The sequence below is a fragment of the Pseudomonas sp. SDT291_1_S447 genome (genome assembly GCF_054070155.1).
Genome location: NZ_JBSVXS010000005.1, coordinates 18,368 through 43,315 on the forward strand (window position 1 = coordinate 18,368; position 24,948 = coordinate 43,315).

Annotated in this window: 24 protein-coding genes; 15 read left to right on the top strand and 9 right to left on the bottom strand. The window is 58.2% G+C overall.

What is annotated here, in order from left to right:
* Nucleotides 1-23: 23 nt before the first annotated feature.
* From ACW9IR_RS03240 to ACW9IR_RS03285, 10 genes are all read left to right on the top strand, one after another.
* Nucleotides 24-1,184 carry an NAD/NADP-dependent octopine/nopaline dehydrogenase family protein gene (locus tag ACW9IR_RS03240; RefSeq protein ID WP_102902136.1) on the top strand — a complete coding sequence of 387 codons (1,161 nt, stop codon included), beginning with the start codon at nucleotides 24-26 and terminating at the stop codon, nucleotides 1,182-1,184.
* A 36-nt stretch (nucleotides 1,185-1,220) separates the two neighbouring features.
* Entirely contained in the window at nucleotides 1,221-3,071 is a 1,851-nt protein-coding gene (locus ACW9IR_RS03245) for an IucA/IucC family protein (RefSeq protein WP_457461613.1), read from the top strand.
* A gap of 13 nt (nucleotides 3,072-3,084) precedes the next feature.
* A complete protein-coding gene (locus tag ACW9IR_RS03250; protein ID WP_457461615.1) occupies nucleotides 3,085-4,326 on the top strand; it encodes an MFS transporter in 1,242 nt (413 codons plus the stop codon).
* A 15-nt stretch (nucleotides 4,327-4,341) separates the two neighbouring features.
* Entirely contained in the window at nucleotides 4,342-5,526 is a 1,185-nt protein-coding gene (locus tag ACW9IR_RS03255) for an aminotransferase class V-fold PLP-dependent enzyme (RefSeq protein ID WP_457461617.1), read from the top strand.
* Between the two features lie 85 nt (nucleotides 5,527-5,611).
* The gene (locus ACW9IR_RS03260) at nucleotides 5,612-6,127 is read left to right on the top strand and encodes a sigma-70 family RNA polymerase sigma factor (protein WP_016987079.1); all 516 of its coding nucleotides are present in this window, start codon (nucleotides 5,612-5,614) and stop codon (nucleotides 6,125-6,127) included.
* Nucleotides 6,128-7,105, top strand: coding sequence for a FecR domain-containing protein (locus tag ACW9IR_RS03265; protein WP_457461619.1), 978 nt, complete (start codon nucleotides 6,128-6,130; stop codon nucleotides 7,103-7,105).
* Nucleotides 7,106-7,201: 96 nt separating this feature from the next.
* On the top strand, nucleotides 7,202-9,616 hold the full coding sequence (locus ACW9IR_RS03270; RefSeq protein ID WP_457461621.1) for a TonB-dependent siderophore receptor: 2,415 nt from the start codon (nucleotides 7,202-7,204) through the stop codon (nucleotides 9,614-9,616).
* Between the two features lie 62 nt (nucleotides 9,617-9,678).
* Complete coding sequence (locus tag ACW9IR_RS03275) at nucleotides 9,679-10,860, top strand: ABC transporter substrate-binding protein (RefSeq protein ID WP_457461623.1); 1,182 nt, start codon at nucleotides 9,679-9,681, stop codon at nucleotides 10,858-10,860.
* The gene (locus ACW9IR_RS03280; RefSeq protein WP_093437627.1) at nucleotides 10,857-11,918 is read left to right on the top strand and encodes a FecCD family ABC transporter permease; all 1,062 of its coding nucleotides are present in this window, start codon (nucleotides 10,857-10,859) and stop codon (nucleotides 11,916-11,918) included. The genes ACW9IR_RS03275 and ACW9IR_RS03280 overlap by 4 nt, the downstream gene beginning before the upstream one ends.
* Nucleotides 11,912-12,667, top strand: coding sequence for an ABC transporter ATP-binding protein (locus ACW9IR_RS03285; RefSeq protein WP_457461625.1), 756 nt, complete (start codon nucleotides 11,912-11,914; stop codon nucleotides 12,665-12,667). The genes ACW9IR_RS03280 and ACW9IR_RS03285 overlap by 7 nt, the downstream gene beginning before the upstream one ends.
* A gap of 10 nt (nucleotides 12,668-12,677) precedes the next feature.
* On the opposite strand, the gene ACW9IR_RS03290 is transcribed toward ACW9IR_RS03285, so the two are convergent.
* Nucleotides 12,678-13,676, bottom strand: a complete 999-nt coding sequence (locus ACW9IR_RS03290) for a bile acid:sodium symporter family protein (RefSeq protein ID WP_110720925.1) — start codon at nucleotides 13,674-13,676, stop codon at nucleotides 12,678-12,680.
* Nucleotides 13,677-13,760: 84 nt separating this feature from the next.
* Here ACW9IR_RS03290 and ACW9IR_RS03295 point away from each other — a divergent pair, with 84 nt between their 5' ends.
* Nucleotides 13,761-14,549 (top strand): AraC family transcriptional regulator, encoded by a 789-nt coding sequence (locus tag ACW9IR_RS03295; protein WP_457461627.1) that lies wholly within the window; start codon nucleotides 13,761-13,763, stop codon nucleotides 14,547-14,549.
* A gap of 241 nt (nucleotides 14,550-14,790) precedes the next feature.
* Nucleotides 14,791-15,255: a hypothetical protein gene (locus ACW9IR_RS03300; RefSeq protein ID WP_457461629.1), complete on the top strand. Its 465-nt coding sequence runs from the start codon at nucleotides 14,791-14,793 to the stop codon at nucleotides 15,253-15,255.
* 12 nt (nucleotides 15,256-15,267) lie between these two features.
* Here ACW9IR_RS03300 and ACW9IR_RS03305 read toward each other — a convergent pair whose 3' ends face one another.
* Entirely contained in the window at nucleotides 15,268-16,209 is a 942-nt protein-coding gene (locus ACW9IR_RS03305; protein WP_457461631.1) for a Dyp-type peroxidase, read from the bottom strand.
* A 164-nt stretch (nucleotides 16,210-16,373) separates the two neighbouring features.
* Between ACW9IR_RS03305 and ACW9IR_RS03310 the strand changes: the two genes are divergently transcribed.
* The gene (locus ACW9IR_RS03310) at nucleotides 16,374-17,348 is read left to right on the top strand and encodes a TerC family protein (RefSeq protein WP_102902124.1); all 975 of its coding nucleotides are present in this window, start codon (nucleotides 16,374-16,376) and stop codon (nucleotides 17,346-17,348) included.
* 116 nt (nucleotides 17,349-17,464) lie between these two features.
* Here ACW9IR_RS03310 and ACW9IR_RS03315 read toward each other — a convergent pair whose 3' ends face one another.
* Both ACW9IR_RS03315 and ACW9IR_RS03320 read right to left on the bottom strand, forming a co-directional pair.
* A complete protein-coding gene (locus tag ACW9IR_RS03315; RefSeq protein ID WP_102902123.1) occupies nucleotides 17,465-18,565 on the bottom strand; it encodes a polyamine ABC transporter substrate-binding protein in 1,101 nt (366 codons plus the stop codon).
* A gap of 249 nt (nucleotides 18,566-18,814) precedes the next feature.
* Nucleotides 18,815-20,221: a purine-cytosine permease family protein gene (locus ACW9IR_RS03320; RefSeq protein ID WP_102902122.1), complete on the bottom strand. Its 1,407-nt coding sequence runs from the start codon at nucleotides 20,219-20,221 to the stop codon at nucleotides 18,815-18,817.
* Between the two features lie 324 nt (nucleotides 20,222-20,545).
* Here ACW9IR_RS03320 and ACW9IR_RS03325 point away from each other — a divergent pair, with 324 nt between their 5' ends.
* Both ACW9IR_RS03325 and ACW9IR_RS03330 read left to right on the top strand, forming a co-directional pair.
* Nucleotides 20,546-21,031 carry a flavin reductase family protein gene (locus ACW9IR_RS03325; protein WP_016987069.1) on the top strand — a complete coding sequence of 162 codons (486 nt, stop codon included), beginning with the start codon at nucleotides 20,546-20,548 and terminating at the stop codon, nucleotides 21,029-21,031.
* Between the two features lie 147 nt (nucleotides 21,032-21,178).
* A complete protein-coding gene (locus tag ACW9IR_RS03330; protein ID WP_102902121.1) occupies nucleotides 21,179-22,222 on the top strand; it encodes an LLM class flavin-dependent oxidoreductase in 1,044 nt (347 codons plus the stop codon).
* A gap of 168 nt (nucleotides 22,223-22,390) precedes the next feature.
* Here ACW9IR_RS03330 and ACW9IR_RS03335 read toward each other — a convergent pair whose 3' ends face one another.
* The 5 genes from ACW9IR_RS03335 to ACW9IR_RS03355 form a co-directional block, all read right to left on the bottom strand.
* Nucleotides 22,391-22,645 carry a hypothetical protein gene (locus ACW9IR_RS03335; RefSeq protein WP_110720920.1) on the bottom strand — a complete coding sequence of 85 codons (255 nt, stop codon included), beginning with the start codon at nucleotides 22,643-22,645 and terminating at the stop codon, nucleotides 22,391-22,393.
* Between the two features lie 683 nt (nucleotides 22,646-23,328).
* On the bottom strand, nucleotides 23,329-23,655 hold the full coding sequence (locus tag ACW9IR_RS03340; RefSeq protein WP_457461635.1) for a hypothetical protein: 327 nt from the start codon (nucleotides 23,653-23,655) through the stop codon (nucleotides 23,329-23,331).
* Between the two features lie 88 nt (nucleotides 23,656-23,743).
* The gene (locus ACW9IR_RS03345) at nucleotides 23,744-24,004 is read right to left on the bottom strand and encodes a transposase (protein WP_457461637.1); all 261 of its coding nucleotides are present in this window, start codon (nucleotides 24,002-24,004) and stop codon (nucleotides 23,744-23,746) included.
* Between the two features lie 88 nt (nucleotides 24,005-24,092).
* Nucleotides 24,093-24,401: a hypothetical protein gene (locus ACW9IR_RS03350; RefSeq protein WP_457461639.1), complete on the bottom strand. Its 309-nt coding sequence runs from the start codon at nucleotides 24,399-24,401 to the stop codon at nucleotides 24,093-24,095.
* Between the two features lie 144 nt (nucleotides 24,402-24,545).
* Entirely contained in the window at nucleotides 24,546-24,860 is a 315-nt protein-coding gene (locus ACW9IR_RS03355) for a hypothetical protein (protein WP_110720916.1), read from the bottom strand.
* Between the last annotated feature and the right edge of the window lie 88 nt (nucleotides 24,861-24,948).

Sequence of the window (24,948 nt, forward strand, 5' to 3'; positions counted from 1 at the left end):
CCTTCACACAGGAACGCCTCTCGATGAATCTGTTGAAAGTCGCCATCTGTGGTGGCGGCAGGACCGGCCATCTCAACGCCATCCTGTTCAAGCAGCTACCCAATGTTCAGGTTTCGATGCACACCCATAATCAGGAGGTCATCGAACAACACGCCCGCCAGACGCCGATGCAGGCCTTGTTGCCGGACGGCTCGACCCTGAGCGCCCGGCTGGATCGGGTGACCAGCGACGCGAAAGCCGCGGTGGAAGATGCCGACATCGTCATCATCACCGTGCCGGCCCATGCGCGCCCGCAAACCCTGAAAGACATCGCGCCGCATCTGACCACCAGCAAACCGGTGTTCATCGGCGCCATTCCCGGCTTCTGCGGTTTCGACTGGCTGGCCGAGGCCACCCTGCCCGATCGACCGAACGTGGTGATCTGGGGCATGAAAGATGTGCCGCACACCGCGTTCGAATTGACCCCTGGACGTTCGATCAAAATGGGCGGCGGCAAAAGCCAGTTGTACGTCGCGACCCACGCCCGGGAGCCACAAACCGCGCGCCGCCAATTGGAAAAAATACTCACGCGGCTCTACGGCCCGTGCGTGACGATGCTCGAGCACTTTCTGGAAATCACCCTGACGCCGGGCAACCCGATCATGCACAGCTCGGTGATCTACGGCCTCATCGGCCCCTACGGCCAGTGGCATCGCAAGATTTTCCCGCAGCGCATGTGCTGGTGGACCGAATGCCCGGAACTCGGCGCGTATTTCCTTGAACGCATGGATCAGGAAAGCCAGCAACTGTGCGCGGTGATCAGCCAGCGTCTGGGCATCGACCTGTCCTCGGTGAAATCGCTGAAACAGGAAATCGTCGAGGCCTACGGCGAGCAGATCCGCGACCCGAGCAGCATGCTGTCGATCCTGCGCACCAATCAGGCCTACAACGACATCCTTGCGCCGATGGTGCCGGCTGCGGACAACCGCGCCGGTTACGTGATCGAGCGCGAGAGTCGCGCCTTCAACGAAGACGTCGCCTACGGCCTGGTGCTGCTGGTGGAAATGGCCAAGCGTTTCGACCTCAAGGTGCCTTACATCGAGGAAGTCCTGCAGTGGAGCGTGGCCTACATGAATGGCCTGCGCGACTCGGCACTCGACTATTTCCCGCGCCAATGGCCGCACACGACAAGCGCCGCCGCTTGATCTCTCTATTCAATTTTCGACGAGCAGACCACTGATATGGATGACTTCAAGACACTGATCGCCTACTCCCGCAAAAACGCCATGCGTCGTCTGGTGCGTTGCCTGTTTGCGGAAAACATTCTCGACCGAGCGGCCCTGAGCTTTTCCGTCGAGGGCAACCAGGCCACGTATCCGCTCAAGGGCGGCCACGCCCATCTGGCCTTTTCCGACATCGCCAAAGGCCCGGCCGATACCGTGGTCAACGACGGCGACGTGGTATTGGTGACCGATGAAGGCGTGCGCCAGCTCATCACCAGCCACCAGGACATGCTCGATGTGCTGCGCGACAGCTTCGACTTCGCGCCGACCGATGAAGGCGTGGCCGGGCTCAAGTCCGACATGGAAAACAGCCTGAGCAACGACGCCCACGCCCGTCAGCATCGCCAGCACTGGAACGCCCGACTGCAGCAGGCCACCAAGGATGCCGGGCTCGACAGCTTCACCGACTACCTGCGCCAGCACGCCAAAACCAAGGACGCCGCCATTCTTCTCGACCAGTGGGGTTCACTGGAAGGTCACCCGTATTACCCGACCTGGAAAGCCCGCCCGGGCCTGACCGATGAAGAGGTCGAGCAACTGTCGCCCGAGTTCAACGCACAGGTGCCGCTGCGCATCGCCGCACTGCGCGCCGACAACGCGAAAAGCGAAAGCATGCCGCACGTGATCGATTACCGCGCCTGGTTTGCCGAGCACTTCCCGACGCAATGGGCGCAATGGAAAGCCTCGCTCAACAGCAAGGGACTGGACGAAAACCAATGGCTGCCCTTGCCGATCCACAGCTGGCATTTACAAGCCTACGTGCTGGAAACCTTCGCGCAGGAAATCGCCGACGGCATCCTGATCACCGATGGTCCGGACCTGCCAACCCTGCCGACCATGTCCTATCGCACAATGATGCCGGTACTGGACGAATCCGCGCCGCTGATCAAACTGCCCATCGCGGTATGGATGACCAGCGAACTGCGCAGCCTGCAAGCCAAGTCGATTCACATGGGCCCGCGCATCAGCACGGTGATCAGCAAGATTCTCGAGACGGAAAACGGCTTCGATCAGCGCCTGGAAATCTTCCCGGAAGAAATCGGTGTGCGTTACAAAAACGCGGTGACGCAGGACGATCACCCGGGGCGGCATTTGTCCGTGGTCTATCGCAGCAGTGCGCCAGCGTTCGAACGCCGTGATGATTGCCTGCCGATTACCGTGGCGTCGCTGTTCACCCGTTTGCCCGGCAGCGGCCGCCCGCTGTTCACCGACCTGATTGAACGTGACGGTGTGCGCGCCAATGCTGCGCAGGTCGAGAACTGGTTCCGCGAGTACGCGAAAGTGGTGACTCACCCGGTGGTGGCGATCTACTTGATGTACGGCATCGGCCTTGAGGCGCACCAGCAAAACACCATGGTGCTGTTCTCCCCGGATGGCAAAGCACGTAGTCTGCTGATCCGCGATTTCGGTGATGGCCGCACTTACGCGCCGTTGCTCGAGGGCCGTGGTTACAGCCTGCAACCACACGTGCAGCCGGGTATTCTGCCGACAGTGTTCTCCGGTGATATCGAGCCGGTGCGCATGTTTGTGCTCGACGCGGCGTTCCTCACGCACTTGCATGAAATGGCTCTGTGGCTGACCAAGGAATACGCTTTCAACAACACACGGCTATGGCAAATCTTGCGCGAAGAAACCGACCTCGCCTTCGAAGCGGTGCGTGACCGGGTCGCGGCAGACGTGTGGGAAACCGAGCACAAGGCGTTCGTCGAAGAGCCATGGCCAACCCGTTCGTTGTTGCGCATGCACTTGATGCAGTACAGCAACTATCGTTTGCAACACACCCTGACCAACCCGCTCGCTAGCGTTTAACCGAGGCTGACTCATGTCCCAAGCAGGTGCCATCGAGGGTTCGAGAGTAAGAATCCTGATTTATCTTCTATTTGCGATCCAGTTGGTATCGATGGGCGCGATGGAAATGAGCGGGCCGTTCTGGCCTGTCCACCTGCGTGGGCTGACGACGTCAGAGTCGCTTTTCAGCTTCGCCAGCATCGCCGTGTACGTCGGGCCGATGCTGGGCATTATTCTCACCAGTGCATTCTGGGGCCGGATCGGTGATCGCTGCGGCCACAAGTTGATGATGATCCGCGCCCTCGCCGGTTTGTCGTTGACCCAGTTGGGGCTGGCCCTGTTCAGTGATATCTGGGTGATTCTGATCCTGCGCTTTCTGCAAGGCGCGTTTGCCGGCTATATCGCCCCGGCACAGGCCTACGGCGTGAGCATTGAAGCGCCGTCGCGGCGCGCACGGCTGTTCGCCATTCTGCAAATCTCGACCAATGTCGGCTCGCTGCTGGGTGCGGTGGTCGGCGGTTTGATCCTCGATTACGCGACGTTCTTCTGGATCAACATCATCGCTTCGGCGCTGTGTGCGGTGTGTACCGTGATCGCCGCCGTGACCTTGCCGGACGTGCCGCCGGTGAAGAAAGTCGTGGTCGCCGACAAAACTGCGCCGGTTCGTTCCGGCAGCCTCTGGCAAGGCTCACCATTGCTGTCGCTGCTCGGTGTGATGGGCATTCTGTTGCTGGCGCGGATGCTGCCGCAGACCTCGTTTTCGCTGTATGTCAGCTCGGTGTTCGAGGTCAGCAATTCGGTGGTCGGTCTGTGCTACGGCTTGCTGGCGCTGGGCTTCATTCTGTCGGCCACGGCGTGGTCGCGTTATTTCGAACACCGTGGTCAGCAGGACACCTTGCAGCGCATGACTTACGTGGTCATCGGCTGCATCGTCCTCACTGCGGTGGCAGGCGTCACCCACAACCCAGTGGTGTTCGTTATTGCCTACTTCATCTGGGGTGTGTTGCTGGGTGCGACCACGCCGGTGTTGATGGCGCTGATCTCGAAGACCGCCGACAGCTCGCAACAGGGTCATGTACTGGGCATCGCTCAGGGCACTGCGCAATTCGCTTCGATTGCGGGGATTTCCGCCGGTGGTCTGCTCAGTCAGGTCTACGGTTTGCAGTACACCTATCTGTTTGTTTGCCTCGCTTACGTCGTCGCACTGATCCCGATCGTCGCGTTGCGCTACTGGCCGGCGGCGATGCAAGCAAGCCCTGCCCCGGATGGGGAATGATCAAGGAGTCTGCTTTTGAATATTGAACAACTGCGCGCCGACACCCCCGCCGTCGCGCAACTGATCCACTTCAACAATGCCGGCGCGGCGCTGATGCCCGCGCCGGTGATCGAAACGATGACCCGTCATATTCAGCTTGAAGCGAGTCTCGGCGGCTATGAAGCTGCCGGACGGCAATCGGCCGACCTGGAAAACGTGTATGGCGCCATCGGCCGTTTGATCAACGCCCAGCCTGATGAAATTGCGGTGATCGAGAACGCGACCCGCGCATGGGATATGGCGTTCTACTCCTTGCCATTGCAACCCGGCGATGTGGTGCTGACGTCGACCACCGAATACGCCGGCAACTACATTCCCTATCTGCAAATGAAGCAGCGGCGTGGCATCGAGATTCGTGTCATCCCCAATGATGAACACGGCCAGGCATCCCTTTCGGCACTAACGACCATGCTCGAGGATGATCGGGTCGCGCTGATCTCGCTGCCGGTGATCGCCACCAATGGCGGCCCGGTGCAGCCCATCGAGCAAATTGGCGCTCTCGCCCGTTCGGCTGGCGTGCTGTTTCTGCTCGATGCCTGTCAGGGTGTCGGGCAGATGCCGATCGACGTGCAGAAAATCGGCTGCCACATGCTCGCTGCCACCAGCCGCAAATACCTGCGTGGACCGCGCGGGATGGGTTTTTTGTATGTCGAAAGATCTCTGTGCCAGAACCTTGAGCCGGCGTTTCTCGACTTGCATGCCGCCGCGTTGCAGAGCGCCGACACGTTCACCATCCGCGCCGATGCCCGACGTTTCGAGAACTGGGAATGCAACGTCGCCGCCAAGCTGGGCCTCGGTGCGGCGGTGGAATACGCGTTGGCGCAAGGCATCGAACCGATGTGGCTGCGGATTCAGCAATTGGCCGGTTACCTGCGCCAGCGACTGCTTGAGATTCCCGGCGTCACGCCACAGGATCCGGGGCTACAGAAATCCGGGATCGTCACGTTCACCCATCAAAACCACAGCGCCGCGCAGGTGCAACAGTGGCTGGCCGGCCAGGAAAAGCGCATCAACGTCAGCACCTCGACGTTCCGCTCGACCCTGCTCGACATGCAACACAGGGACTTGCTGGAGGTCAGCCGTGCCTCGGTGCATGCGTACAACACCGAGGCGGAAATCGACACGATGGTCGCTGCACTGCGCGGTTTGCAGGGCGTCTGACCAGGACACCAATCGGCGCTTGCGTCCCAGCGGCTTTGTAAACTAGCATTGGGAATACTTCTCAATTGCATGAAAATCTGCAGCCATGAGCGAAACCCTTCCCGCGAATAATGCCAATCACCTGCGCGCGATCGAAGCCCTGTACAGCGGCCATCACGGCTGGCTGTACGCGACGCTGAGAAAAAAACTGGGAAACGCCATGGATGCGGCGGATCTGGCGCAGGACACCTTCACGCGCATCCTCGCCTCGCAAGTCACCGTCATTGAGCAGCCGCGCGCGTATCTGAGCTGCGTGGCCAAGGGCATTCTGGTCAACTGGTATCAGCGCAAGGCGCTGGAACGTGCCTACCTGGACGCCCTCGCCCATGTGCCGGCGCCGGAAGTGCCTTCGCCGGAATTGCGTTTCATGGTGCTGGAGACCCTGCACGAAATCGACGCGATGCTCGACGCCCTGCCGCCACTGGTCAAACGCGCATTCCTGCTGTCGCAGATCAGCGGCCTTAAATACGATGACATTGCCGAGCAATTGGGCGTTTCGCTGATCACCGTCAAACGCTACATGAAGCAAGCCTTCGTGCAGTGCCTGTTGCTGGTGGAGTGAATGCTCAGCCGCCGCCATGAGCCGCATCTCGATCACCAGGCCTTGGAAGAAGCCGCCGACTGGTTGATCCGCATGAGTGAAGGCGAACTCAGCGACAGCGAACGCGGCGAATGGGAATACTGGAAAGCCAGCACCCCCGAGCGCAGTCGTGCCTGGGCCCGCGCGCAGTTGCTGCAGAGCAAACTCGGCGGGCTGCCACCGTCCTTGGCGATGTCCGCACTCGACCGCCCAAGCAGCCCGGAACGCCGTGCGGCGCTGGGCAAACTGGCGATGATTCTAGCGATCCTGCCGGCCGGCTGGGGCAGCTGGAAACTGGCAGAGTCGCAGCAATGGTCAGCCGACTATCGCACTGCCGTTGGCCAGCAACGCGAGCTGACCCTGGCCGACGGCTCGAAAATCACCCTGAACACCGACACCGCCATCGACGTGCGGTTCGACGCCAATCAACGCCTCATCCACCTGCGCGAAGGCGAAATACTGGTGCAGACCGCACCGGACATTTCACCGTTGGCGCGACCGTTTCTGGTCAGCACCCGTCAGGGCCGCATGCAGGCGCTGGGCACGCGTTTCACCGTGCGCGAACTGCAACCGCGCACCCACCTCGCCGTGCTGGAAGGCGCGGTCAAAGTCGAGCTCGCGGACAATCGCCAGACCACGCCACTGATCGTCAACGCCGGTCAACGCACCGACTTCTCTTCCTACACCTTTGGCCAGCTCAGCGTTGCCGACCGTTATGTCGGTGCCTGGGCGCAAGGCATGCTGATGGCTGACAAGATGCGTCTGGCCGATTTTGTCGACGAACTCACGCGCTATCGTCGCGGTTTCGTACGCCTCGATCCGGCAATCGCCGATCTGCGCATTTCCGGCGCCTACCCGATCAGCGACAGCCAGCGCACCCTGAACATGCTGGCGCAAACCTACCCGATCCTCGTCAGCGGCCACCTGAATGGCTACTGGGTCATGCTTTCCCCCGCCTGAGTGAAAAAATATTTGCCTTAGGCTGATACTTTTTCCGATCTCGACTGGCTATTGGGGAGAAGCACCTTTTCGTCCTGTTTATAGGCTCATTCATCCATGCTTGCCGCACGCCATCTGCGCCCGGAACGTCAGCTCAAACCCGTTGTTCGCAGTGCGTTGCTAAGCCTTGTTCTGATCGGTGCCGTTTGCCCGTTTGTCTTGGCCGCCGTGCCGGTGCAACTGGACGCTGTCGCGGTTCGTGCCTACAACATTCCCGCCGGGCCGCTGGGTGCGACTCTGTCGAGCTTCGCCGTGGACGCCAACATTGCCCTATCGTTCCAGCCCTCGCTGGCCGAAGGCCTGACCAACCCTGCGTTGATCGGTCATTACTCGACGCAGGAGGCGGTCAATCGCTTGCTGGCCGGCAGTGGCCTGGACATGGTCTTGCGCAGCGACGGCAGCTACACGCTGGTGCAGCGCCGGGTTACGCTGGATGAAACCGCCGTGATCGGCACCGACAAGCGCAGCGATGCCCTGCCGCAGGTGTATGCCGGTGGCCAGGTCGCCAACGGCGGACGTCTGGGCTTGCTCGGCAACACTGACGTGATGGACGCGCCGTTCAGCATCAGCACCTACACCTCGGCGCTGATCAAGGATCAACAGGCCGTCACCGTCGGCGATGTGCTGGAACGTGACTCCTCGGTGCGCTCTACCGGCCAGACCGGGGGGATTGTCGACTCGTTCTTTATCCGTGGCTTTCCCGTCGGCGAAGGCAACCTCGGTGAACTGGCCTTCGACGGCGTGTACGGCGTGGCGCCCAATTACCGGGTGTTCACCGAATACGCCGAGCGCATCGAACTGGTCAAAGGCCCCGGCGCCCTGCTCTATGGCATGTCACCCAACAACGCGGTGGGCGGCGTGATCAACGTGGTGCCGAAACGCTCCCTCGATGAAGACCTGACCCGTTTCACCGCCAGTTACGCCATGGATGCTCAGGCCGGTGGCCATCTCGATGTCAGTCGCCGCTTCGGTGAAGAGCGCCGCTTCGGTGTGCGCTTCAACGGCAGTACGCAACTGGGCAACACGGCGATCGACGATCAATCGCGGCATGTCGATATTGGTGCGATCTCTCTCGATTATCAGGGTGAGCGCCTGCGCACAACCTTCGACTGGCTCAACCAGAAAGAAAGCTTCGACGCCGCTTCGCGACCGTTCCTGATTGCTCCAGGCGTGGACATTCCTTCCGCCGCCAACGGCCGCAGCAACGTCAGTCAGGATTGGGGCTGGTCGCGAACCCAGGACAAATCGGCGCTGCTCAGCAGCGAATACGACCTCAGCGATGCGTTGACGGTATTCGCCCATGCCGGCGGCGGCAAATCGGATGTGGCGCGAATGTCCGACCAGACGCCGACCATTATCAATGCCGCTGGCGACACCTCGTCGATCCCCGGTTACTACAAGTTCGAAGTCGAGCGTTACACCGTTGATGCCGGTGCGCGGCTGCGCTTCGATACCGGGCCGATCAGTCACCGCACCACCGTGCAAGTCAGTCGCTATCGCGATGTGTTGTCGCGCGGGATCATTTCCGGCGCACCGATTCTGTCGAACATTTATCACCCGGTGGATCGCCCGCAACCTTACATCCCCAAGCCGGATACGCCGAAAGTCTCGCAGAGCGAACTGACTGGCGTGGCGCTTGCCGACACGCTGTCGATTCTCGATGACCGCGCGCAGGTAACCCTGGGCTTGCGCAAACAGAACATCAAATCCGACAACTACAACGCCGCCGGCGTGGTGACCACATCCTACGACGACGGCCGGACGACACCGTTGTTCGGCGCGGTGATCAAGCCTTGGGATCACGTTTCGTTCTACTACAACTACCTCGAAGGCTTGAGCAAGGGCGACATCGCGCCTTCCACCGCGTCCAACGCCGGCGAGATCTTTGCCCCCTACATTTCCCGCCAACACGAACTCGGGGTGAAGGCCGACTACGGCACGTTTACCTCCACCATCAGCCTGTTTCAGATCACCAAACCCAGCGGCGAACTGGCCTCCGGGGTGTTCTCGGTACAAGGCGAACAGCGCAATCGCGGGCTGGAGCTGAACGTGTTCGGCGAAGTCACGCCGGGCACTCGTCTGCTCGGCGGCGTGACGTTGCTCAATGCCGAACTGACGAAAACCGGCGTGGCCGCCAACCGCGGCAATAAACCGGTCGGCGTGCCCGAGGTTCAGGCCAACCTCTGGGCCGAATGGGACACCTCTTGGGTCGAGGGGCTGACACTGACCGGAGGCGCGATCCACACCGGCAGCCAGTACGTGAACCAGGCCAACACACAAAAACTCGATGACTGGACCCGCTTCGATGTCGGCGCCCGCTACAGCACGCGCATCGATGATCGACCGACCACGTTTCGCGCCACCGTGCAGAACGTGTTCGACCACGAGTACTGGTCGGGCGTCGCCTCTTATGGCGCGTTCTCCCAAGGCTCACCGCGCACCTTATTACTGTCGGCGACTGTCGATTTCTGAAACGTTCAGCCGGACAGCGGTGTGAGCCGTTGGCCGACCTGACCTTTGCAAAGGCTTTGACCATGGTGATTTTCGATCGACGCAGCCTCGCGCTGGCTGCGCTGTTACTGGCAGGACTGCTGAGCCTGTCTGCGCTGGCGCCGCACGATGCAAACGCCAGCGAAGCGGATACGGCGCGCACCGAAGTGACCGATCTGCTCGGGCGCAAGGTCAAGGTGCATCTGCCGGTCAGACGGGTCATCCTCGGTGAAGGCCGGCAGTTGTATCTGCTCGCCGCACTGGACACACAGAACCCGATCGAACGCATCGTTGGCTGGCGCAAGGACCTGATCCAGTCCGACCCGGACACCTACAACGCCTACCTGCGCAAATTCCCCGGCATTGCCAAGATCCCCACCTTCGGCGGCTTTGAAGACGGCACCTTTGATATCGAACAAGCGATCTCGCAGCGCCCGGACGTGATCATCCTCAATATCGAAGCGCAGCACGCCACCGAAGATGCGCGCTATATCGAGAAGCTCGACGCGTTGGGCATCCCGGTGGTGTACGTCGACTTTCGCAACAACCCGATGCAGAACACCGAACCGACCATGCGTCTGTTTGGCAAACTGTTCGGTAAAGAGCAACGCGCCGAGGCGTTCATTGATTTTCGCAACCAGCAGATTCACCGCGTCACCGACGTCATCGAGAAACAGCACCCACCGCGTCCAAGCGTGTTCATCGAGCGCATCGGCGGCTATACCGACGATTGTTGCCTGAGTTTCGGCAACGAGAATTTTGGCCTGTTTGTCGACATGGCCGGCGGCAACAACATCGCCCGGGGGATCATCCCGACCACGTTCGGCCAGTTGAATCCCGAGCAAGTCATCGTCGCCAATCCGGCGCACGTGGTAGTCACCACGGCCAACTGGGAAGCCTTTGCACCCGGTGGCCATTGGGTCGGTGTCGGGCCCGGCGCCGACATGAACCAGGCACGGAAAAAACTCGCGTGGTACACCCAGCGTCCGGCCTACGCCGGAATCAAGGCTCAGGAGACACAAGCCTTTCACGCCATCTGGCATCAGTTCTACAACAGCCCCTACCAGTTCGTGGCCATTCAGCAATTGGCCAAATGGTTTCACCCGGAGCTGTTTGCCGATCTCGACCCGGACGCCTCATTCCGTGAACTGCACGAGCGTTTTCTGCCCGTGCCGTATGAGTCGGGCTACTTCGTCAGCCTGCGCAATCCTGAGGTCAAACCATGAGTTCATTGACCGACACCGTCGAGGTGCAGCGCGAAACCTATCGGCGACTGGTGTTGCGTAAACGCCTGATCCTCGCCGGGCTGGTGATTCTGCTGTTGTGCAGCGTGCTGCTCGACCTTGCTTTGGGGCCAGCGAGTTACAGCTTCAGCGAAGTGCTCGGCGCATTGTTTTCACCGGACAGCGCGTCTCCACAAGTGCGCGTGGTGATGTGGGATATTCGTTTGCCAGTGGCGTTGATGGCAGTGGCCGTGGGCGCGGCGCTGTCGCTGGCCGGCGCGCAGATGCAGACGATCCTCAACAACCCATTGGCCAGTCCGTTCACCTTGGGCATTTCCGCTGCCGCCAGTTTCGGCGCGGCACTGGGCCTGGCCTTCGGTGTGGCGTTGTTCCCGCTGGCCGCGCAATTCATGGTGCCGCTCAACGCCTTCATCATGGCCATGCTCTCGGCGCTGTTGATTCACTTCCTGAGCATGCGCCGTGGCGTCACTGCCGAAACCATCGTGCTGCTCGGCATCGCGCTGGTATTCACTTTCAATGCGCTGTTGGCGCTGGTGCAATTCTTCGCTACCGAACAAGCCGTCGCCGCCGTGGTGTTCTGGACCATGGGCAGCCTGACCAAAGCCACCTGGCCGAAACTCGGAGTGATCTGTCTGGTGATCCTGATCACCCTGCCGATTTTTGCCAAACGTGCCTGGGCCTTGACCGCCCTGCGTTTGGGTGACGACAAGGCTGCCAGTTTCGGCATCAATGTGCGCAGCCTGCGCTTTCAGACGCTGATCATGGTCAGCCTGCTCGCCTCGTTTCCCGTGGCCTTCGTTGGCACCATCGGCTTCATCGGTCTGGTCGGGCCGCACATCGCGCGCATGCTGATCGGTGAAGATCAGCGCTTCTTTTTGCCGGCCTCCTTGCTCACCGGCTCGTTGATTCTCTCGGCCAGTTCGGTGGTCAGCAAGACCCTGATCCCCGGTGCGATTTTCCCTATCGGCGTGGTCACCTCACTGATCGGCGTGCCGTTCTTCATTTCACTGATTCTCGGCGGGAAGAAAAACTCATGGTGACGCTGCAACTGGACAATCTGGGCGCGCGCTACGGCCAGCGCGAGATCATTCGTGGTGTCTCGACGGCAACGTTTTTTGGCGGTCAGGTGGTGGCTGTGGTCGGGCCCAACGCGGCCGGCAAATCGACGTTGTTCAAACGTATGGCCGGGCTGATCGACGGGCCGGGTCAGGTCATCCTGAAAGAATCGAGAAAAGGCCCGACGGGCATCAGCTACATGCCGCAAGGCCTGAATGCCAGTGCGCGTTTGACGGTGTACGAATCCGTGCTGCTGGCGCGCAAGCAACTGACCCCGGGCTGGGTGGTCCACGATGATGAGCTGAAACTGGTCGACGAGATTCTCGCCGCGCTGGGCATCACCAGGCTGTCGTTTCGTAACCTTGGTGAACTCAGCGGCGGTCAGCAGCAGTTGGTCTCCATCGCCCAGACGCTGGTGCGCGAGCCGGAAATCCTGCTGATGGACGAACCGACCAGCGCCCTCGACATGCATCGGCAGGTGCAGGTGCTGAACTTCATGCGCAGCCTCGCGCGCCAACGCGAGGTGATTGTGTTCATTGCCATCCATGATCTGAATCAGGCGTTGCGCTTCGCCGATCAGGTGCTGGTGATTGCCGATGGCACCAGTCAGGGCAGCGGCCCAAGCAGTGAAGTGATCACCGAGCAGATGCTGCGCGATGTCTATCAGGTCGAGGCGCGGATCGAGCAGTGCAGCAAAGGGCTGTCGCATATCCTGATCGACGACATCGTCTGATCTGCGGCGATCACGGATCGACTTGCGCCATCAACTCTGGCACCGATTCCGGGCGCTTGGCGTAGCGCTGAGCCAGCACCGCACAGACCATCAACTGAATCTGATGGAACAGCATCAACGGCAGGATCAGCACGCCAATCGTGCTGCCAGCGAACAACACCTGCGCCATCGGCACGCCGGTGGCCAGGCTCTTTTTCGAGCCGCAGAACAGAATGGTGATGCGGTCTTCCTGGCTGAAGCCGAATGCCTTGCCGAGCAACGTCGACGCCAACAGCACCAGCGCCAGCAGAATGCAGCAGACCACCACCAATCCCAGCAGATCAACGACCGGAATCTGATGCCAGATGCCCTCGTTGACCGCCTCGCTGAACGCGCCGTAAACCACCAACAGAATCGAGCCCTGATCAACGAACTTCAGCCAGTTCTTGTTGCGCCCGACCCACGCGCCGATCCAGCGCCGGGCGATCTGCCCGGCGATGAATGGCAGCAGTAATTGCACGCTGATTTTCAGGATCGCATCCAGCGTCGAACCGCCATCACCGTGAACGTCGAGCAACAGCGTCACCAACAACGGCGTGAGGAAAATCCCGAACAGGCTCGATGCCGCCGCACTACAAATCGCCGCCGGAATATTGCCCCGCGCCAGCGAGGTGAATGCGATCGCCGACTGCACCGTGGCCGGCAGTGCGCACAGGTAGAGCATGCCCATGTACAGCTTGTCGCCGATCAGCGGTGACAGCAGCGGTTTGAGCGCCAGGCCCAGTAACGGGAAAAGGACAAACGTCAAACCGAACACCAGCAAATGCAGGCGCCAGTGGCCGGCGCCGGCAATGATCGATTCACGGGACAGTTTGGCGCCATGCAGGAAAAACAGCAGCGCGATAGCGATGTTGGTCAGCCAGCCGAAGCCGACGGCGACCTGGCCGCTGGCCGGCAGGAAGCTGGCCAGCAACACGACGCCGATCAGCGTCAGGGTGAAGTTGTCGGGCAAAAAACGTGGGCGAGTCATGGTCGGTTCATCCGGGGGTTGCCAGTGCGTGCCGACGACTCTAACGTGACTGCCAATTACCGACTAACGCCGAAGGGCCACAAGATGCCGCCTAAAGGACATGACAAAAGCGTCCGGCGTAGCATTCCCGGGCTGCCCAGCCTGCCGCGTCCACTGTACGGGCGCACCGAATCGCTGCCCAATCGCGCCCTGACCCGACGCCACAGCCACCCGTGGGTACAGTTGTCCTACGCGATTCAGGGCGTGCTGGAAATCCAGACCAGCGCCGGCCGCTTCGTCGCCCCGCCGGAGCGCGCGGTGTGGATCCCGGCCGGTGTGCCGCATCGGGTATTCAGCTCGCCGCACACGGAAATGCGCAGCCTCTACATCGATTGCAGCGTTGCCGGATGGGCAATCGGGCGCTGTCATGTGCTCGGCGTCAGCGATCTGCTCAGGGAGCTGATCCGCGCGTTCAGTCAGGTTCCGGTGGAATACGACCAGAGCGGCCCGCATGGACGCCTCGCCCAAGTGATCCTTGATCAACTGGCCGAAGCGCCGCAGATCGACCTGATGTTGCCGTTGCCGCAAGACGCACGCTTGAAGCAGATCTACCTGAGCCTTGAACAACACCCGGAACAGCAGACCACACTGAGCCACTGGAGCGAGAAGTTCGGCGTCACCGAAAAGACCCTCACGCGCCTGTTTCTGCGCGACACCGGCCTGACCTTCCGCGCATGGCGCCAGCGCTTGCGTTTGCTCGGCGCGCTGACACCGCTGGAGAAAGGCGAACGCGTCACCGACGTCGCGCTGGCCTGCGGTTACGACTCGACGTCGGCGTTTATCGCGGCGTTTCGTCAGCAGTTCGGGGAAACGCCGGGGGAGTTTTTTCGTTGAGTCTCGTCATTTTTGGACTTCCGATAATCGTTAAGTGCAAAGTATCTGTTCGTATGATGTTCAGCTAATTATTCAAATCCGCACGCCCTTCAGAATCGACTAACACACCCCGCACAACCAAACAACTGTCAACCTTGACAGTTGTGCTATTGGCACGTGATGAGTAGCGTCAGAGTTGGGCGATAAAGCTTATTCGCCTACCAAACAATCAACCCGACTTAATTATAGAGATGCCAATACAATGGACAACTTTGACCATATAGCGCTCGACCTGGATAAGAACCTGAAACCCTTATCGGAGAGAGCTTCGCGCGCCGAACCAGAAAACCAATTCCAGGTAAAGATCACACCTACCTTTCCTCCCCTTGATGGCGTCAAATTCAAACCAAACCACTTTATCTATGGTTCGCTTACCTCAACAACCATAAGCATTATTGCGCGTCAGGACAACGGAGGGGACGTGCAACAATTCGCCCTCGTAGTACCAAGGGCTATAAAAAACGGGACTCATCCACTCAGTGAAGATTTATTGGCCGTAGTTTTGGCAGGCGGCGTATTTTACAGGGGAAAAAATGGCAGCGTCACGCTTGAACAAGTCGAAGAGCGCCAGTTTGTCAAAGCCAGCTTTGAATACCAGATCACCTACAATGGAGACATATATAAATTCAAAGGAGAACTGCTGATAAAGGCTACCGCCCCACTTTGAGCCTTATATCTATCAATCTCCCAGTGACTCCAGCAAGTCTGCAGAAGGTACAAAAAACAGGCCGCCGGTTACCGCTGTGCTGAAATCCAGCAACTTGTCGTAGTTGCCCGGCGGCTTGCCGACAAACATGTTTTCCAGCATTTGCTCGATCGGCTCGGGCGAGCGCGCGTAACCGATAAAGAACGTGCCGAACTCCCCTGCTCCCGGCCGGCCGAACGGCATGTTGTCACGGAGGATTTTCACTTCCTCGCCGGCTGCGTTGGTGATGGTGGTCAGCGCGCTGTGCGAGTTGCTCGGTTTGACCGCGTCATCCAGTTCGATGTCGGACAGCTTGGTGCGACCAATGACGCGCTCCTGAGCTTCAACGCTCAAGCCGTTCCATGCGGTCATGTTGTGCAGGTACTTCTGCACCAGCACGTAACTGCCGCCGCTGAAGCCCGGATCTTCGTCACCGACGATGGTGAAATTCACCGCTTTACGCCCGACCGGGTTTTCCGTGCCGTCGACAAAGCCGATGATGCTGCGCATGTCGAAATAGCGAAAACCCTGAACCTCGTCGACCACGGTCACGGCATCGCCCAGCGCGGCCATGATTTGTGTGGCCAGCTCAAAACACAGGTCCATTTGATCGGCGCGAATGTGCAGCAAAAGGTCACCCGGGGTTGCCGGAGCGTGCCGCCCTTTCCCGCCAAACTCGCGAAAACCGTGCAGCGACGCCGGGCGCGGATTACCGAAAAGTCGATCCCAGGCGTTCGAGGAAAAGCCGCAGATGCAGGTCAGATTGCCGGTCGGTACACGCTTGCCAACCGAGCGCACCAGCCCGGCGACATCGCCGCACCAGTCTTTGACGGTTTGCGCAGCTTCCAGCCCGGCATTCAGCGTCGCGACGATGAAAATCGCGCTGCTGGTGATCGGACTGCACACCGCTTGAGGTTCGAGAATGTCGGTATTCATCGCTGAAAACATTGCTCCGTAAAAAGTGCCCGAGCTGTTAACGAGGGCGGATAGTTCGTTTTTATCGAACTGTTGCGCAGAAATAAACGATTTTTCTTTACCGTAAAGTCGTCGCTAGCATGGCCCCGTCTGACCCCAATCCAAGAATAGACAGGGAGCGTGACATGCCAGCCACAAACATCAATATCGGCGAACCATGGATGTGGGGCGCCTTCATCGTCTTCGTACTTGCCATGCTGGCATTGGACCTGTTTGTCTTCGGTGGGCGCAAGGCGCATCGGGTGTCAGTGCGCGAAGCCTTGTCCTGGGTCATCGCCTGGTGCCTGCTGGCACTGAGTTTCGCGGCCCTACTATGGTGGTATTTGCACGGTGCGTTCGGCGCCGAGATCGCCCGGGAAAAAACCCTCGAATTCCTCACCGGTTATCTGATCGAGCAATCGCTGTCGATCGACAACATGTTCGTCTTCGTGATGATCTTCAGCTACTTCGCCGTACCGCCGGAGCTGCAGCGGCGCGTGTTGTTGTACGGCGTGCTCGGGGCGATCGTGATGCGCGCGGTGATGATCTTCGCCGGTGTCTGGCTGGTGTCGCAGTTTGAATGGCTGCTGTACGCGTTCGGCGTGTTCCTGATCTTCACCGGGATCAAGATGCTGGTGTTTGCCGACCACCAGCCGGATCTGGACAAGAATCCGTTGCTGCGCTGGGTGCGCGGGCATATGCGCATCACCAGTAGCTTTCATGGCGAACGCTTTTTCGTGCTGCAGAACGGCGTGCGCTGGGCCACGCCGATGTTCCTGGTGTTGGTGTTGATCGAGGCCAGTGACTTGATGTTTGCGGTCGACAGCATCCCGGCGATCTTTGCCGTGACGACTGATCCGTTCATCGTTTTCACCTCGAATATCTTCGCAATCATGGGCCTGCGCGCGCTGTACTTCCTGCTGGCGGACATGGCGGACCGCTTTCACTTGCTCAAGTACGGGCTGGCGATTGTGCTGGTGTTTATCGGCGGCAAGATGGTGTTGATGCCGTGGTTGCACATGCCGGTGGAGTGGTCGTTGGCGGTGGTGGGTGGGGTGATTCTGGGGTCGGTGCTGCTGAGTCTGGTGATGACCAGAGAAAGCGAACGCAGCACGGAATGACACACCACAAAACCCTGTGGGAGCGAGCCTGCTCGCGATAGCGGTCTGTCAAACGACGCGATGTTGACTGATCTGGCGCTATCGCGAGCAGGCTCACTCCTACAGGGGGAGCGGTGTTACTTGTCGGATTTGATGCTGGTCCACACCCGTGTACGCACGCGCTCAAGTTTCTGCGGCAACGGTTGCACGACGTAGAGGTTTTTCAGCGCTTCCGGGGTCGGTGTCAGGTTCGGGTTGTCGGTGATTTCCTTGTTGATCAGCGGTATCGAATCCTTGTTCGCATTCGGGTAACCGAGGAAGTCGCTGATCGGCGCGATCACTTTCGGGTCGAGCAGGTTGTTGAGGAATTCATGCGCTTCGGCGACGTTCTTCGCGCTCTTCGGAATGGCGAAGGTATCGAACCAGATCGGCGCGCCCTCCTTCGGCAAGCGCCAGTCGACCACCACGCCGTTTTTTGCCTCTTTGGCGCGATTGCCGAACTGGTAGAAGCTGCCGGAGTAACCGATGGCTACGCAGATGTCGCCGTTGGCAATGTCGGTCATGTACTTGGCCGAGTTGAAATACGTCACGTACGGACGAACCTTGAGCATCAGCTCCTTGGCCTTTTCATAGTCGGCGGGGTTCTGGCTGTTCGGGTCGAGGCCCAGATAATGCAGGGCCAACGGCAGGATTTCTGTCGGCGAATCAAGCATCGCCACGCCACAGGATTTGAGCTTTTCCATGTTCTCCGGTTTGAACACCAGATCCCAACTGTCGACCGGCGCGTTGTCGCCCAGTGCGGCTTTGACCTTGGCCGGGTTGAAGCCGATCAGCACGGTGCCGACCATGTAGGGCACGCCGTACTGGTTGCCCGGATCGTTCTTGCCCAGCAGTTTCAACAGTTCCGGATCCTGGTGGCTCCAGTTCGGCAGTTTCGATTTATCCAGCTTCTGAAACACGCCAGCCTTGATCTGCGTTTCAAGGAACTGGTTCGACGGCACTACCAGGTCGTAACCGGAGTTGCCGGTGAGCAGTTTGGCTTCCAGGGATTCGTTGGTGTCGAAGGTGTCCCAGGTCACTTTGATGCCGCTTTTTGCGGCGAAATCCTTGGGCACGGACGGCAGGATGTAATCCGCCCAGTTGTACACGCGCAGTTCGCGTTGCTCAGCCTGGACGGCACCGGCCAACAGCGTCAGCCCACACACAGTGGCACCCAGAATGCGTTTCATCGTGACCATGGTTGTTCCCCAAAAGGCAGCGTGAGTTCGATGGTTTTTATGTTCTGTACACGGCAGCGGCTGTAAAGGTAGCCAAGGGTAAAAAAGATCCAGCGTCTCGTTGTGGTTTTGATTCTTGCTGACAGCGTAGACGGATCACAGTGGGGGATGGGCCAAAAGGGGATCGATGTGGCCAATTTGAATGACCGCCGGGATACGCAAACAACAATGCCCGGCGAATGGCCGGGCATTGTGGTGAAGCGGATCAGCTCAGTCGGTATAACCCAACCTGGCCGCCCTGCTCTGCTGAGTCTGGCCGCGCGTGGCCAGGCAGTAATACAGCGGAACGGTGACCACCAGGCCGACCAGCCAGGACAAATCCGCGCCCTCGACCAGATTGGCGTAAGGCCCGACGTACAGCGAAGTATTGGCGAACGGCAGTTGCACGATGATGCCGATGAAGTAAGCAATGATCGCGTGCAGGTTGAAGCGCCCGTAAACCCCGCCATCGGCACGGAAGATCGAGGTGATGTCGTAGCAGCCGCGCTTGATCAGGTAGAAGTCGATCAGGTTGATCGACGCCCATGGCACCAGCACCAGCAGCAACGCCAGAATCAAACCAATGAACTCGGAAATGAAATCCGCCGATGCACCCAGCGCAACCACGCAGCAACCCGCCAGCACCACGCTCGACAACACTACGCGCACCTTGATGCTCGGCGTCCATTGGCTGGCAAAGGTCTGGATCGAGGTGATGATCGAGAGCACCGCACCATACAGATTCAGCGCGTTGTGGCTGATGATGTTGAGCAGAAACAGCACCATCAGAATTGGCCCGAGCCACCCGGTCGATTGCTTGACCGCGACCATCGCTTCAGTGCCTTCCGGGGTCGCCAGCACAGCAACGGCGCCAAAGCTGAACGACAGAATCGTGCCCAGCGTCGCGCCCAGATAAGTCGCCCAAAACGGCTTGGCAATGCCGATATCCGCAGGCAAGTAACGCGAATAGTCGGACACGTACGGCGAGAAACTGATCTGCCAGATAATCCCCAGCGACACCGTCGCCAGCCAACCGGACAGGTTGAAACTGCCGCGAGTGAGGAAGTCCGCCGGCAAGTCATGGGCAAAGATATAGATGAACCCGGCGAGCAACGCACTGCCCATCACCCAGGTGCCAATGCGGTTCAACGTATGGATGAAGTTGTAGCCGATCACACCGATCGCCGTGGCCGCCAGTGCGCCGATCAGAATGCTCAACGGCGCCGGCACCGACGGCGCGATGCCGACGATGGATTTGCCGGCGAGCACGATGTTGGAAATAAAGAAACCGATGTAGATGAGCGCGGCGAAGAACACGATCAGCAGCGCGCCGTAACGCCCGAACTGGCCGCGACTCTGGACCATTTGCGGAATACCCATGCGCGGACCTTGCGCCGACGCCAGCGCGATCACCACGCCGCCGATCATGTGCCCGAGCGCAATCGCCAGCAGCCCCCAGAGCAAATCGAGATGGAACACCTGAACCACCATGGCGCCGGTGACGATGGGCAGTGGCGCAATGTTGGTGCTGAACCAAAGGGTGAATAGGTCGCGGGCCTTCCCGTGGCGTTCCGCGAGTGGGACGTAGTCGACCGTATGATTCTCGATCAACGGATCTTGCCGGGACATCTGGGACATATGCATGAACTCGAGTTTGTCTGTTCTTATCGTTGTATGAAGCCAAACCGGGGGGACTCTCTGGCCGCCCCTCAGATGCAGACCATATTATGGTATTCCAAACAATTCACAAGACTGATCCGTAGTTTGCGGCGCCAACTGATACGCCATCCTTACTGAAACCGCGGCTTGCAGACCAGTCGAAAGCCCCGTAAATGCTGAGTTTCCGACGAACGCGGCACGTTTATCGGTTCAGCTTAAAAGGCCTTGCAAAGATCGAATAGTGGTATACCATCAGACCAACAAACACATAAAAACAGCAGCACCACACCCGAGGACCGACCAATGATCGATGCCGCCATCTACAAACAAGTCATGGGCTCGTTCCCGTCCGGCGTAACCGTCATCACCACCCTGGACGATGACGGTCAGATCGTCGGCCTGACTGCCAGTGCATTCAGCTCGCTGTCGATGGATCCGGCGCTGGTGCTGTTCTGCCCCAACTACAGCTCCGATTCGTACCCGGTACTGATCAAGAACAAACGCTTTGCCATCCACGTTCTGTCCGGCGGCCAGCAAAGCGAAGCCTACGCCTTCGCCCGCAAAGGCAAAGACAAGGCGCAGGGCATCGAGTGGACCTTGAGCGAACTGGGTAACCCGATCCTCGCCAACGCGACAGCTATCATCGAGTGTGAGCTGTGGCGCGAATACGAAGGCGGCGACCACGCCATCATGGTCGGCGCGGTGAAGAACCTGATCGTCCCCGAGCAAATCGCCGGACCGCTGGTGTACTGCCACGGCAAGATGGGCGCCCTGCCCGTCCTGGCCTGATCGTCAGCCCCGCACAATTCAACTGTAGGAGTGAGCCTGCTCGCGATAGCGATTTATCCGATGTCGATGTGTTTTCTGACACACCGCCATCGCGAGCAAGCCCGCTCCCACATGTAGCCTCAACAACAAAAGATCCGAGGAAGCGTCATGAAATTTTCCCTGTTCATCCACATGGAACGCTGGGACGAAAGCGTCAGCCACCGCCAACTGTTCGAAGACCTCACCGAACTGACCCTGATGGCCGAGGCCGGCGGTTTCAGCACCGTGTGGATCGGCGAACACCACGCGATGGAATACACCATCTCGCCCAGCCCGATGCCATTGCTCGCCTACCTCGCCGCCAAAACCACCACCATCCACCTCGGCGCCGGAACCATCATCGCGCCGTTCTGGCACCCGCTGCGCGTTGCCGGTGAATGCGCGTTGCTCGACGTGATCAGCAACGGCCGCATGGAAGTCGGCCTGGCCCGTGGCGCCTATCAGGTTGAATTCGATCGCATGGCCGGCGGCATGCCCGCCTCCAGCGGTGGCCAGGCATTGCGCGAAATGGTCCCGGTGGTCCGCGCCCTGTGGCAAGGCGACTACGCCCACGACGGCGACATCTGGAAATTCCCGACCTCGACCAGCGTACCGAAGCCGATCCAGCAACCGAACCCGCCAATGTGGATCGCCGCCCGCGACCCGGATTCGCATAACTTCGCCGTGGCCAACGGCTGCAACGTGATGGTCACGCCGCTGATGAAGGGCGACGAAGAAGTCCTCGACCTGAAGAACAAGTTCCAGACTGCGCTGGATAACAACCCGGATGTGCCGCGTCCGCAATTGATGGTGCTGCGCCACACCCACGTGCACACCGCCGATAATCCTGATGGCTGGAAAGTCGGCGCGAAAGCTATTTCACGCTTCTACCGCACTTTCGATGCGTGGTTTGGTAACAAGGAAACGCCGGTCAACGGTTTCCTCGCGCCGAGCCCGGAAGAGAAGTTTGCCGGGCGTCCGGAGTTTGAGCTGGAGAGTTTGCACAAAACGGCGATGATTGGTACGCCGGAGGAGATCATTCCGCGGATCAAGTACTACCAGGAACTGGGGGTGGATGAGTTCAGTTTCTGGTGTGATAACAGCTTGGCGCATGAGGAGAAGAAGAAGTCGCTGGAGCTGTTTATCAAGCATGTGGTGCCGGCGTTTCGCTGAGAACCGCGTAATTGAGCGGCAATAAAAAGGGGCGAATTCATCGATTTGAATTCGCCCCTTTTTTGCGTTTGTTAGCGAGTGAACGTTACCCCTGAACGGCGGCTTTCCGACTCCGGCGCGATTGCTTCAGATTGAAACGCAGCTTGCGCCGCGGATCAGGGCTCAAATCTATTTCTTCTTTCGTCTTTTGATCTCCTCCATTTTTGCGAAGATCCATAGACCGCTTCCGGTAAAGAAGCCATAGATGAGTGAAAACCTCAACGCAACAAACAGAGCGTCACTTTGGAAGTACCAAACCCCATCTTTGCCAAAGATAATAAGCGCGCCTATCAAATTCCCTAGCAATCCGAGGAGGTAAAAAAACACCACCGCCCTCAGCACCACAGCTAGATATAAACGAAACGTGGCCTTCATGGGATTCATTTACTTTTCCCGTAATCGGTAAGGGGAAAACGGGGACAGACCACGTTTTCGGAGTACTTTTTAAACGTGGTCTGTCCCCATTTACCGTCCCATTTACCTTTCATTTTCAGAGTGCTTTCTAAACGTGGTCTGTCCCCATTTGTTCCTAAACGTGGTCTGTCCCCATTTGTTCCCCATTTGTTCCCCACCCCGTCTCATGCACCATACGCCTTCAACGCACTGACGATCCTCGGGATCGAATGTGTTCTGCAACTTCTTGAGCCAAAGTGTCTACGATGGGGCTAGGTCCTTCAATCTTCAGCCCTATATAAGTCTCAGACTCAATGGTGATGACCGCATCTCCCAGCTTGACCGTTGCTGTATCAAGCTCTTGGGATCCACCAACGCCCCATGAACTTCCTACTCCTATTGCGCCATGGGACGTGAGCACCGCTACTAGAGCAGCCCTCAAAACATCATCGTATTCGTCCCCAAGCCGGATGCTCTTGTTTTCTATATTCATCATTAGAATCACAGGTCCTTACCGCCTGCGCGGCTTGCTGATTCAGTAATTTGCTCCCGACTCTTTCCTTTTGCTCTGAGCCATTCAATAGTCGGCACCAGCTTGTCACCATATTGCTTGAGGTTCCGTGCGTAAATTTCTTCAAGCTTTTCGAAGGAAACGTGGACAGACCACGGTTTAACTAGATGGTCGATTTTTTTGGCCGTCCCGGGCTCCCTCGCTGCACGCGACGACCGATCATTGCCTCGACATCAACAGCAAACTTTGAACCGCCAAAAACATTATTTCCATTGGTCGCGTCACGAATCTGGTCAACCAACTCTGACTCTAAGTCATTTTTGAACAGTTCGCGGTAAGCATCTGCCGGCTGCCCGCCCTGCACTCCAAGCGCCAAATACTGAGCATGAGGGGTAACAATGTGTGATCGCTCTGATTGTGCGTTAAAACGGTAACTTGACCAGCGATATTCTGCCGGATGATTTACCATTTTCGCTCTGACGGGATTCATTTCGATGTATCGATAACAGCACAACAAATATCGTTCACTCTCAACAAGGCATGAACGAAACCGGCCTTCCCACAAACTTCCGCTGCGACTATACGTACGATTTATATATTGGACGTATCGCTAGCAGGCTTGCGCTGTTGGCATTATGAGGACTGACTAACAAATGAACGTGATTACTCATTAAGCACCACGCATGAATATCACAATCATTTTTAGAAGCCTGCTCGACCAAAAGCTCCAAATAAAAAAGGTAATCTTCCTCGGTAAAAAAACAGACAGATCTATTGTTTCCTCGCTGAATCAAGTGCAATGGTACGCCTGGTATCAAAACTCGGGGTCTACGCGGCATCGATGAATCCTTTCAATTGGTCGAACTGAAAGCTTAGCGGGCCGCAAGGTACAAATGACGGCAAATTTTTACCTATTGTTGCAGTCAATTACGTTAAACGTGGTCTGTCCCCCTTTACCCTTTTCAGAAGGGGACTTTCACCGCCAGTAACTTCTATTTTAAAAATGGCATATGCGGTTTCAAGGTCACGATATTGTCGCAGGCCACCCTCAAGAAAACCGTAGGCACCGGGTACATCTCCCCATTGCATGGGAAGTAAAATTTTTCCAGCAAGAGCATCAGTGATCAAAGTTGATAACGATTTATATAAACCATCAACCTCCGCATCAGTAAATGCATATTTATTAATAACTTCTTCCAGACATTCTGCACTTTTCCTCAGCAACATCTGATCCATATTAAACCTCGTTCAAGTGCTTATTATTCCAACCGGTTCCAGAGACGACTATGGTCCGCGATTCGCGACGACGTAAAAAGCGTAAAAAGGGGGAAAACCACGTTCTCGGAGTGCTTTCTAAACGTGGTCTGCCCCCATTTTACTCTAGTCAAAAATTTCTTTGCGGCGATATACAACCCTATCAGCTTGCGCGACAAGAGGCAGTTCATCACCACCTATCACAATTGTCCACTTACACTTAAAGCCAGAGTCCTGATAGGCGGAATACTGGCAGATAATATCATCGACCTCCTCAACATCCTCGCCCACATCATCTTGGAGATAAAACTTTATTAGCCAGCCGTCTTCATCTCTAGACAGCACGACCATTCTGAAATTTGGAGTGATAGCGCCCAGCATCGACTGCATAAGCATCAACACCTGGAAATTCCAGTCCTTCAATTCGGTACCAGTATTCATCGTTGGGTCCAGTTAGGATTCGTAGGAACAATGCTCGGGTTTTTGGTCCCTTTAATAATAAATACGTTGGTAGCCTGAGGGAAAACGG